Source organism: Herminiimonas sp. KBW02 (genome assembly GCF_003852535.1).
Classification (GTDB): Bacteria; Pseudomonadota; Gammaproteobacteria; order Burkholderiales; family Burkholderiaceae_D; genus Oxalicibacterium.
Genome location: NZ_QAJP01000008.1, coordinates 150,009 through 160,208 on the forward strand (window position 1 = coordinate 150,009; position 10,200 = coordinate 160,208).

Below are 10,200 nucleotides of genomic sequence, written 5' to 3' on the forward strand. Positions count from 1 at the left end.
CTACATCCGGACAAGAATAATTTTGCCTATGATACCGAAGCTGATTCCTCAGCGCATCGTACTCGATACAAATGTCTGTCTCGACCTGTTTGTCTTTCGCGATCCGCGCTGGGCGCTGCTGCTCAACGCCATGAAAAACGGCGAGGTGGAAGCATTAACGCGCGACGACTGCCGCAAGGAGTGGAGCATCGTGCTCGGCTACCCGCATTTGAAACTGGACGAAGCCGCACGCGTGCACGTAACGACAGAGTTCGATGCATTGATACGTTGCCTGCCCATTCCCGAGCCGGAAGAAGCACCACTCAAGCTGCCCGTCTGCAAGGACAAGGATGATCAAAAATTCCTCGAACTGTCGCGCGACATCAAGGCTGATGTACTGATCACCAAAGATAAAGCGCTGCTAAAGCTGGCGCGCAAGACGCGCCGGGACGGCCTGTTTTCCATCATGACGCCCGAGGCCTGGACCCTGGAAGCCAGCCAGGCAGCGCAAGCGCTAGAATAGGCGGCTTCAGTCCTTCAGCCCTATAGGCGACCAACCATGTCCAACACATCAGCTCCTGAGTATTTGACGCCGACCATAGCAAGCAAGCTGCCGCAGGTCGGCACCACCATCTTTACGCTGATGTCGGCGCTCGCCGCCGAAAAAAAAGCCGTCAACCTGGGTCAGGGCTTCCCTGATTTTTCCTGCGACCCGGCCTTGATCACTGCCGTTAGCGAAGCAATGCACAGCGGGTTAAATCAATATCCGCTGATGACAGGCGCACCTGCTCTGCGTGTAGCGATCGCACGAAAAATAGGCATGTTGTATGGCCATCAATACGATGTGCAAAATGAAATTACGGTGACTGCAGGTGCAACGCAGGCACTGCTGACAGCCATCCACTGCTGCGTACAGCCTGGTGACGAAGTGATCGTAATCGAACCTGCTTTCGATAGCTATCTGCCGGCGATTGCGCTGGCTGGCGGCAAGGCTGTCTGCGTACAGATGGAACTCGGCGATGACGGCTACCTGGTGCCATGGGCAAAAGTTTCGGCAGCAGTCAGCAGCAGAACGCGCCTCATCATGCTCAACTCACCGCATAACCCGACAGGTTCAGTGCTGCATCCGCGCGACCTGCAGGCACTGGCAGACATTGTGCGCGACACCGACATCCTGCTGCTATCGGATGAAGTATATGAGCACATGGTGTATGACGGTATCCAGCATGAATCCGTCTGTCGTCACCCGGAACTGGCAGCCCGTGCCTTCGTGGTCTCGAGCTTCGGCAAAACCTATCACGTGACAGGCTGGAAGATAGGCTACGTCGCCGCCCCCGCCGCCCTCAGTGCAGAGTTTCGCAAAGTACATCAATACAATGTGTTCTCGGTTAACACGCCGATGCAACATGCCATCGCCCACTACATGAACGATCCGCAGCCTTATCTGGACTTGCCACGGTTTTACCAGCGCAAGCGTGACCTGTTCCGCGCCGGTTTGCAAAACACGCGTTTCAAACTGCTGCCGGCAGACGGCACTTATTTTCAGTGTGTCGACTATCGCGCCATTTCCGATTTACCGGAAAACGAATTCGCACAATGGCTGACCGCAGAAATAGGCGTAGCGGCGATTCCGGTCTCGGCATTTTATGAGGACGGCAAAGATGCAGGCGTAATCCGTTTTTGCTTTGCCAAACAAGACCAGACCCTGCAAACCGCGCTGGAACGGCTCAACAAGATTTAAGACCTGTTACAGGCAGCCGTATGCATGGCAGGTTTGCAGCTGAAATACTCGCCGCGCTTGTGCTTCCTGTATATTCTTAATCCATCTATTCACTTCATACGGCCATCATGTCTGCAGAAATCCAAGCATCCCGCCACGAAGCTACGCTGATCCTCACGATCTCCAATCCCGGTGCCAAGAACGCCTTGCATCCGGATATGTTTGCAGCGGCCGTCGAAGTACTGTCCACCGCAGAGCGTGATGACACGATACGCGCCGTGATCCTGACCGGTGCCGACAATTTCTTTTGTGCGGGCGGCAATCTAAATAAGCTGCTGGAACATCGCGCCATCGACAAGAACGAGCAAGGTAATGCAGTAGACAGCCTGCGCAGCTGGATAGAAGCCATACGTGACTGTCCGAAACCCGTCATCGCCGCCATCGAAGGCGCAGCAGCCGGTGCCGGCTTTTCGCTGGCGCTGGCGTGCGACCTGATCGTCGCGGGCAGCAACAGCAAATTCGCGATGTCTTATTCCAAGGTCGGCCTGACGCCGGATGGCGGTGCGTCCTGGTTCCTGACCCAGACCTTGCCGCGCCAACTGGCGACTGAAATCCTGCTCGAAGGCAAACCCGTCGAAGCGATACGCCTGCATCAGTTAGGTCTGATCAATCGCCTGGTGCCCGACGGCACGACCCTCGCAGTAGCGCAGCAATGGGCCGATGAACTCGCACAGTTGTCAGGCCATGCGGTGGAACGCATTAAATCACTGGTGCGCGAAGGCGGCAGCAATACGCTGGCACAGCATTTCGAATCAGAAAAATTTCATTTCGTTGAAAGCCTCAATCATCGCGATGCGCTGGAAGGTATCAACGCATTCCTCGAAAAAAGAAAACCGCATTACAAATGACGATTGAAAAAAGACGACGCATATATCTGATGCGTCACGGCAACGTCACCTACTTCGACGCCGACGGTACAGCCTATCCACCGGACGAAGTTCCGTTGAATGAAAAAGGTCGTGCACAGACTACCGCTGCAGGCAAAGTCTTCGCCGAACTCGGCATACAGTTCGACCGCGTCATCACCTCCAATCTGCCGCGCACGATAGAGTCGGCACGACGTGTACTGGCAGAAACCAGACAGCTAATCGAGCCGGAACAATGGCCGGAGTTTCAGGAAGTGCGCGGAGGCGTACTCGAGGTCATCCATGACGACGACCTGGAAGCCGCCTTCACGCATGCATTCGCGAGCATGGCGGCTGAGCACAAGAAATTTCTCGATGGCGAAAGTGTAGGCGAATTACTCGATCGCATCCATCCGGCGATAGACAAGCTGCGCGCCGACCCGAGCTGGGATACGGTACTGCTGGTACTACACGGCGGCGTCAATCGTGCCGTCCTGTCTTACGCGATTACCAGCCAGCGTATATTTCTCGGCAATATCGAGCAGGCACCGGGTTGCATCAATGTGCTGGACGTCGGAGTACGCGACAATGACTGGGTAATACAAAGCATCAATTACTCGCCGCTGCTGCCGCTGCAAACCGAATCACGCCTCAGCACGATGGAAGAAATGCTGCATCAATACCGCAAGTCGCGCGTACGTTAAATCCCTGTACGCGCGCGGCGCAAAGCAAGGAATACCGAATTTCTGCATAATCTTGTCCGGCATATGCATTTGTGCGCACGATCCTGTTCTGATCCGCTGCGCTTATTCCCAGGAGAGAAAATTGATAGACGTTTATTCCACCGCCACGCCGAATGGCCACAAAGTCCACATCATGCTGGAAGAATGCGGTCTGGCTTACCGTACCCACCACATCGATATCGGCAACGGCGACCAGTTCACCCCCGATTTTCTGAAAATTTCACCGAACAACAAAATCCCGGCCATCATCGATAGCGACGGTCCGGACGGCAAGGAAATATCGTTGTTTGAGTCCGGCGCGATCCTGGTTTATCTCGCCAGCAAAGTCGGCAAATTTCTCGGCGATACTGACCGCGAAAAATTCACCACCCTGCAATGGCTGATGTTTCAAATGGGTGGTGTCGGCCCTATGTTGGGACAGGCGCATCACTTCCGTATCTATGCGCCGGAAAAAGTTGAATACGCAGTCAATCGGTATACGAATGAAGCGAAGCGTTTGTATGGCGTGATTGAACGCCGCCTGGCGGAAAGCAAATACCTGGCTGGCGACAGCTACACCATCGCTGATATCGCAACCTTCCCTTGGCTGCGCTCGTGGAAAAACCAGGGCATAGAATTGAGCGATTTCCCGCACCTGAAAAAATGGTTCGATGAAATCAGCGAACGCCCTGCCGTCAAAAAAGGCACGACCCTGTTTGTCGACGTACGCAAACCTATCGCTGACGACAAATCCAAGGAAATTTTGTTTGGCGCAACACAATACGCGAAACGCTAAATAAAAAAGGCGATTATCACTGCCTGGTTCAAGCAGAGATAATCGCCTTCAATACGAGCTGGCGTATTGAATTAACCGTAATGTCGCAGTATCAGCTCCGCCACACACACCGGCTTAGTGCCATCCTCAGCTTCTACCGTCACTTCCCACACCATCTGCACACCACCCTCTATCTCTTCCAGCGCCTGTAATAACATGCGCCCGCGTATCTTCTGGCCTACCAGTACCGGCGCAGGAAAGCGTACCCGGTTCAGGCCATAGTTCACGGCCAGTTTACAAGGCGGGAAGGCAATGGAGGTCGCCAGCAACATCGGCAACAACGATAAAGTCAGGAAGCCATGTGCAACCGGCATACCATACGGCGACTCTTGCCGACAGCGTGCCGCGTCTACATGTATCCATTGATGATCGCCACTGGCTTGTGCGAATTGATTGATGCGTTCCTGCGTAATCTGCAGCCAGTCTGATACGGCTACTTCTTGCCCAGGCAGAGCTAGCAACTCGGCCAGTGATGCAATTTGACGCATATCATTTCCGATCGATTATTGAAGTGTTTGTTTGACAGGAACCGGAAGTGGCAAAGCCATCACATCTATGCCCTCTTCCGCCAGCGCAGTACATTCCTCTGCCGTTGCCACGCCGCGTATCGCCTGCTCGGGTACTTCCTTGTAATGGATACGACGCGCTTCTTCGGCAAACTGGTTGCCTACATCGACAGTATTAGCCACCACTTTGCGTGCGTATTCCAGCAACTGTTCCTGCAAGCGCGCAGCAGCACCATTGTCGCTCACGCGCGCGGTCGCACCGGATAAATTTAAACGAGGGGAAGATGGCAGGCGTTTGATCTGGTGATTGCCGCACAAGGGGCACGCGATCAAATCTTGCGAGGATTGCGTGAGAAAGTCATCTTCGGAAGCAAACCATCCTTCGAAGCGATGTTCCAGCTCACAGCAGAGGTCATAGACTTTCATGAGTATGGTGCCCGGGACCGGAATCGAACCGGTACACCGTTACCGGCGAGAGATTTTAAGTCTCTTGTGTCTACCTATTTCACCACCCGGGCATGTCACGATTCTAAAACAAGATCAAAAAATAAAAGCGCCTGCGGCGCTTTAGGAAAAACTGGAGGCGGGGGTCGGGATCGAACCGGCGTAAACGGCTTTGCAGGCCGCTGCATAACCACTTTGCTACCCCGCCATGGGGCCGTATTGTACCTTGCAAGCAGCATTTCCGCCTACCAGGAACAAAACGAATACAAAATATGAAACTATCAGCGAATAAAAAAGGAAGCTGGATTGCGAGCTTCCTTTTGGAAATCCGGTGTCGGAAAGATTTTCCGACAGCGCGTATTATGCCCTAGTATGGCGCGTCTTTGCAAGACGTACCGCTACGCAACACCTGCATCAAGCATAATCACCTGCCCAGCCAGGCCCGTCGGGGCTGCCACGGCAAAGATCAGCAGCAAAATACCGGCCGCTGGTCATGTACAAACACTTTGCATAAAATGCAGCTTTCTTACCCTATCGCGACGGAATCGGAACAGTTTATTCATGAATAGAACACTTGCGACAGCATCTCCGCTGGTACTGGTAGTGGAAGATGAGCCCGAACTGTCCGACATCCTGATCGCCTACCTGCAACGCGATAACCTCCGCACCATGCTGGCCGCCAGCGGCCCGGATGCCTTGCGCCTGTTCCGCGAGCACAACCCCGCCATCATCCTGCTTGATATCCGCCTGCCCGGCAAAGACGGCGTCGATGTCCTGAAGGAAGTCCGTCAGGAAAGTGATACCCCTGTCATCATGACAACGGCACTGGCTGACGACCTCGACAAAATGCTCAGCTTGCGACTGGGTGCCGACGACTATGTAGTCAAACCATACAATCCGGCCGAAGTCGTCGAACGGGTACGCGCGGTTTTGCGTCGCACCCTGCGTACGCAACAAGCACCGCAAGAAGCACCATTGCGCATCGGTCAGATAGAAATTGATGCGCAGGGCTACACCGCACGCGCTTTTGATGCGCAGGAAAATCCGGTTGCATTGCCGTTGACCCTGACCGAATTCCGCATCCTCGCCTGTCTCGCCAAACGGCCGCGCCGCTGCTTCTCCCGTGCCGAGCTGATCGAAGCATGTCTGCCGGAAAGCGATGCGCTGGATCGCGTGATCGACTCCCACCTCAGCAAATTGCGCCGCAAACTGCAGGACGCAGGTTGCGATGACCTGATTGAAACCGTACGCGGGATAGGCTATCGACTATGGCGCGATTCCTAGACCGCATCTGGATCCGTTTTGGTCTCGGCATTGCCGCCACGGTGCTGGTTACCATGGGCGTCATGGCGCTGACCAGCGTCGTATACGGACAAATTGAATACGAGCGCTTCCACGAAAGCCTGCCGGAATCGGTGCGCGCCGAATTTGACTTGCTGAACGCACGCGACCTCGACGATAGTCCGCGCGCATTGGAAATCTATCGACAGTACTGGCAAGGCAATGACTGGGACACCGATATTTACGCCATCATCATCGATTTGCTGGTGTGCCTGGCGTTCGGACTGGTGGCAGGCTTATGGACCTCGCGCATGGTCACACAGCCGGTGCAATCCATAGCTGAAGCCGCGCATCGGGTAGCGCTCGGCGACTTCAGCGTGCGCGCTCATGCACGCAGCAAGGGCGGTGAAATGACCGACCTCGTCAACGATTTCAACCACATGACGGATGCACTGGAGACGCTGGAGCGCGAACGTAAATCCACCATGGCAGCCATTTCACATGAGTTACGTACGCCACTGGCCGTGCTACAAGCGCGCTTGCACGCGATTTGCGACGGCGTCATCCCATCCGACCCGAAAGAATTTTCTCGTTTGCTGGAACAAGTACACCACCTGACACGGCTGGTCGAAGACTTGCACACGCTATCTGTCGCCGACGCAGGTCGCCTGTCGTTGCACCGCAGAGAACTGGACCTTACCGCCCTGGTACATGACGTACTGGAAAAATATGCCACCCGACTGGCCACGCATAACATGCAGGCAGAAGTAGGCTTGCAGGGCGATATTCCGCTGATACAGGCAGATCCGGATCGCTTGCATCAGATGCTGAACAATTTGATCGAGAACGGCTTGCAGTATGCGCAAAGCGGCGGCTGGCTGGGCATAGAACTGCGTCATGAGGGCGAGTATGTCGTACTGGCAGTCAGCGATGCGGGTGAAGGACTACCGGAAGAAAGCTACACGCAAATCTTTGAACGCTTCCAGCGCCTCGACCCTTCACGCAATCGCGCCACCGGCGGCAGCGGCCTGGGCCTGTCGATAGTCAGTACCGTCGTTGAACTGCACGGCGGGCAGATAGCCGTCGATAGAGCAGAACGCGGCGGCGTACGTTTCACCATCAAATTGCCGCTGCACTAGTGCATCCGCCCGCTTAGTAGCGGCTTCTCCATCATTTCTCCACAATTCCTGCATGGCAGCGCAATCTTGCGCCGCCAGAATCGGGTTTTGGCAATAAATGGGCGATTTCGCCTCTTGCCTCCCTTTTCAAGCGGATATCCATTTGTTGCGCTTCCCTCTTCCCAGATTTGCTGTCTCATCCGTCGCGCTGGTATTGGTAGCGGGCTGCGCGCAAGTAGATATGCCTGCCTTGCCGCAACTCCTGCCAGCGCAATGGGCGCATAAGCCAGTTGCGCCTGCAACGCAGCAAGACCTTCCTGCCGTTGACTTGACCATTTGGTGGAAAGGATTCGGCGATAGCGAACTGGATGCCCTGGTCGAACGCGCCCTGACTTCGAATATGAGCTTGCAGCAAGCGCACTCGAGACTGCTGGCTGCACGTGCACTGGCCGGCAATGTCGGCAAAAGTTACTTGCCGCAACTGGGCTTCAACGCAGCCGGTACCGAAGATGCTGCCGCTATCGACGCCTACTACCAGCTCAGCCTGAACGCGACGTGGAAACTCGGTTTGTTTGGCGACCTGGAAGGGGCGCAACGGCAAGCTGCCGCCAGCGTGGAACGCGCTGTTGCCTCCGAACAGGAAGCCCGCGTGACGCTGATCGCAGAAATCGTCCGCAACTATCTGGAACTGCGCGCCGCGCAACAACAAATTGCGAACGCCGAAGAGTTACGCACGCTGGATCAGCGCACCCAGGAATTGACCGAAGTCCGCATACAAACCCGTCTGGCAGGTCCCGAGCAACGCCTGCAATTGCAGGCACGTCTGGCGCGCACACAAGCCGCCATGATCCTGCCCAGACAGGCTGAAGCACGTGCCTTGCACGCCCTCGCCGCACTGACCGGCCAGACCCAGCCGGATCCGGCATGGCTGCAAGCGCGCGCCATGCCAGCGCTGCAAACTGGCGCAATTACCCAGGTACCGAGCGACTTGCTACGCAGTCGTCCCGATATGCGCATCGCTGAAGCTGAAGTATTGCAGGCAGTCGGTGAACTCGGTATCGCCAAGTCGGCACTGTACCCGCGCCTCGCTATCGGGGCCACCTACTTGTACTCCTACAATCTGACACAGAACCGCAGATGGACGCACAACGGCGTACCTTCGATAGGCCCGCTGATCGACCTGCCGCTGTTTGACTGGGGCCAACGCAAAGCGATCGCCAATGCGCGCCAGCATGAAGTAGATGCCTCGCTGGCAGCTTATCGCCAGGTTTTGCTCGATAGCGTGGCACAGGTTGAAACCGGCATGAGCTTGCTGACCCTCGCGCAGCAACGTGTACAACATTTGCGTACCGCACTCGCCGCCAGCGAGGCCAGCGTCGAAAAAGATCGCTCTCTGCTGCGCCTCGGTCTGTCCAGCGAATGGAACAGCCTGGAATACAAACACGACGTACTGCAGGCAAGGCAATCCCTGACCGCCGCTGAAGCTGACTATGGCATCGCCTACGCCACGCTGTTCCGCGCCCTGGGCGGAGCACCGCTACCAACTGCAAACGAGCCGAAGTCATGATTCCGTTGGCACGCAAGACCATGTTGCACGAATGGCGACGCTTCATCCCCGCCGTGATGGCCGTCGGCTTTTGCGGCGTGCTGCTGGCGGTACAGGCAGCACTGGTACTCGGCATCTTTGGCAGCGCAGCCGTCTATGTCACCGCATCTTCGGCTGATCTGTGGGCTGGCTATCCAGGTACGCAAAGCGTCAATTTCGGCCGCAGCATAGGTGCCGACGTCGAAATGCGTTTGCGCATGGAACCAGAAGTCACTGCAGTGGAACCCTATATCTGGGTCGACGGTGACTGGCGCGGCACCACCGATAGCAGCGGCATCGCTGTCTATATCTCCGGCATAGATACACAAGGCTCCATGATGTTCTCGCATTTGCTGTCACCTGCCTTGCGCAGGTTGTTGCAAGAACCGGGAGCCGTCATCGTCGACAAGAGTGAACGCGAACAGTTGAATGTCGGCCGTGATGGCAAAGGCTGGATCAACGGACAACCAGTGCACATCGTCGCTACCCTGGCCGGCCTGCGTGGCCTGGGCGGCGTTAATGTCGTTACCTCACTGGATACTGCACGCACGCTGCAAACGGAAGGCGGTGCAGGCGCCACCTACTACGTCGCCAAGCTGCAGCGTCCGGCACAAGCGCCTGCCGTCGCCGCGAAGCTGTTGCCTGATGCACGCTTCGGCCCTTATGCAGTATGGACTGCGGATGCCTTTGCCAAGCGTTCACAACTCTACTGGCTGTTCGATACAGGCGCTGGTGTTGCCGTCCTGTTCATGGCTGTGATCGTGCTGCTGGTCGGTGCGGTCATTACCAGCCAATCCCTGCTCGGCGTCATTGCTTCCTCAGCACGTGAATACGCAATGCTGAACGCACTCGGCGTCAGCCATCGTTCGCTTAGCCGTATCGTCATCGAACAATCCGGCTGGATCGGTGGCGCCGGACTGATCGTGGCGACACTGGCATCTGCCCTGCTGCTGGCATGCGCAGCCGCGTACGGCGTACCCACCCACATGAATATGCCAGTGGCAACAATCTGCATGGCCCTCGTCATCATACTGGCGCTGGTGTCCGGTTTGTTTGCCTTGCGCGGCCTGATGCGCGCCGATCCCACATTGCTGCTGAGGTAAAT

General features: G+C 56.1%; 11 protein-coding genes and 2 tRNA genes. 9 read left to right on the forward strand and 4 right to left on the reverse strand.

The window, feature by feature from the left end; all coding sequences use genetic code 11:
• The first annotated feature begins 28 nt into the window (after positions 1-28).
• The 5 genes from DBR37_RS13945 (at position 29) to DBR37_RS13965 (ending at position 4,122) form a co-directional block, all read left to right on the forward strand.
• Positions 29-502: a putative toxin-antitoxin system toxin component, PIN family gene (locus DBR37_RS13945; RefSeq protein ID WP_199739136.1), complete on the forward strand. Its 474-nt coding sequence runs from the start codon at positions 29-31 to the stop codon at positions 500-502.
• Between the two features lie 36 nt (positions 503-538).
• Positions 539-1,720, forward strand: a complete 1,182-nt coding sequence (locus DBR37_RS13950; RefSeq protein WP_124575094.1) for a pyridoxal phosphate-dependent aminotransferase — start codon at positions 539-541, stop codon at positions 1,718-1,720.
• A 107-nt stretch (positions 1,721-1,827) separates the two neighbouring features.
• Positions 1,828-2,607 (forward strand): oxepin-CoA hydrolase, alternative type, encoded by a 780-nt coding sequence (locus DBR37_RS13955; protein WP_124575095.1) that lies wholly within the window; start codon positions 1,828-1,830, stop codon positions 2,605-2,607.
• Entirely contained in the window at positions 2,604-3,308 is a 705-nt protein-coding gene (locus DBR37_RS13960) for a histidine phosphatase family protein (protein WP_124575096.1), read from the forward strand. Before DBR37_RS13955 ends, DBR37_RS13960 begins: the two co-directional genes overlap by 4 nt.
• A gap of 121 nt (positions 3,309-3,429) precedes the next feature.
• A complete protein-coding gene (locus tag DBR37_RS13965; RefSeq protein WP_124575097.1) occupies positions 3,430-4,122 on the forward strand; it encodes a glutathione binding-like protein in 693 nt (230 codons plus the stop codon).
• 71 nt (positions 4,123-4,193) lie between these two features.
• On the opposite strand, the gene DBR37_RS13970 is transcribed toward DBR37_RS13965, so the two are convergent.
• From DBR37_RS13970 to DBR37_RS13985, 4 genes are all read right to left on the reverse strand, one after another.
• Entirely contained in the window at positions 4,194-4,649 is a 456-nt protein-coding gene (locus DBR37_RS13970) for a MaoC family dehydratase (RefSeq protein ID WP_124575098.1), read from the reverse strand.
• A gap of 15 nt (positions 4,650-4,664) precedes the next feature.
• Positions 4,665-5,093, reverse strand: coding sequence for a DUF1178 family protein (locus DBR37_RS13975; protein WP_124575099.1), 429 nt, complete (start codon positions 5,091-5,093; stop codon positions 4,665-4,667).
• Between the two features lie 5 nt (positions 5,094-5,098).
• A tRNA-Leu gene (locus tag DBR37_RS13980) sits at positions 5,099-5,185 on the reverse strand.
• Positions 5,186-5,245: 60 nt separating this feature from the next.
• Positions 5,246-5,319: transfer RNA gene (locus DBR37_RS13985), tRNA-Cys, on the reverse strand.
• Positions 5,320-5,672: 353 nt separating this feature from the next.
• Here DBR37_RS13985 and DBR37_RS13990 point away from each other — a divergent pair.
• The 4 genes from DBR37_RS13990 to DBR37_RS14005 all read left to right on the forward strand — a co-directional run bounded on the left by DBR37_RS13990 (position 5,673) and on the right by DBR37_RS14005 (position 10,198).
• On the forward strand, positions 5,673-6,395 hold the full coding sequence (locus DBR37_RS13990; RefSeq protein WP_124575100.1) for a response regulator: 723 nt from the start codon (positions 5,673-5,675) through the stop codon (positions 6,393-6,395).
• Entirely contained in the window at positions 6,380-7,531 is a 1,152-nt protein-coding gene (locus DBR37_RS13995) for an ATP-binding protein (protein ID WP_124575101.1), read from the forward strand. The genes DBR37_RS13990 and DBR37_RS13995 overlap by 16 nt, the downstream gene beginning before the upstream one ends.
• A gap of 142 nt (positions 7,532-7,673) precedes the next feature.
• Positions 7,674-9,077: an efflux transporter outer membrane subunit gene (locus DBR37_RS14000; RefSeq protein ID WP_158610253.1), complete on the forward strand. Its 1,404-nt coding sequence runs from the start codon at positions 7,674-7,676 to the stop codon at positions 9,075-9,077.
• Entirely contained in the window at positions 9,074-10,198 is a 1,125-nt protein-coding gene (locus tag DBR37_RS14005) for an ABC transporter permease (protein ID WP_124575103.1), read from the forward strand. The genes DBR37_RS14000 and DBR37_RS14005 overlap by 4 nt, the downstream gene beginning before the upstream one ends.
• The last annotated feature ends 2 nt before the right edge of the window (positions 10,199-10,200 follow it).

Coding starts and splice junctions, on each gene's coding strand:
- DBR37_RS13960 (WP_124575096.1), top strand. CDS start 2,604: ATGACGATTGAAAAAAGACGACGCATATATCTGATGCGTCACGGCAAC.
- DBR37_RS13970 (WP_124575098.1), bottom strand. CDS start 4,649: ATGCGTCAAATTGCATCACTGGCCGAGTTGCTAGCTCTGCCTGGGCAA.
- DBR37_RS13990 (WP_124575100.1), top strand. CDS start 5,673: ATGAATAGAACACTTGCGACAGCATCTCCGCTGGTACTGGTAGTGGAA.
- DBR37_RS13995 (WP_124575101.1), top strand. CDS start 6,380: ATGGCGCGATTCCTAGACCGCATCTGGATCCGTTTTGGTCTCGGCATT.
- DBR37_RS13950 (WP_124575094.1), top strand. CDS start 539: ATGTCCAACACATCAGCTCCTGAGTATTTGACGCCGACCATAGCAAGC.
- DBR37_RS14005 (WP_124575103.1), top strand. CDS start 9,074: ATGATTCCGTTGGCACGCAAGACCATGTTGCACGAATGGCGACGCTTC.
- DBR37_RS13955 (WP_124575095.1), top strand. CDS start 1,828: ATGTCTGCAGAAATCCAAGCATCCCGCCACGAAGCTACGCTGATCCTC.
- DBR37_RS13945 (WP_199739136.1), top strand. CDS start 29: ATGATACCGAAGCTGATTCCTCAGCGCATCGTACTCGATACAAATGTC.
- DBR37_RS13975 (WP_124575099.1), bottom strand. CDS start 5,093: ATGAAAGTCTATGACCTCTGCTGTGAGCTGGAACATCGCTTCGAAGGA.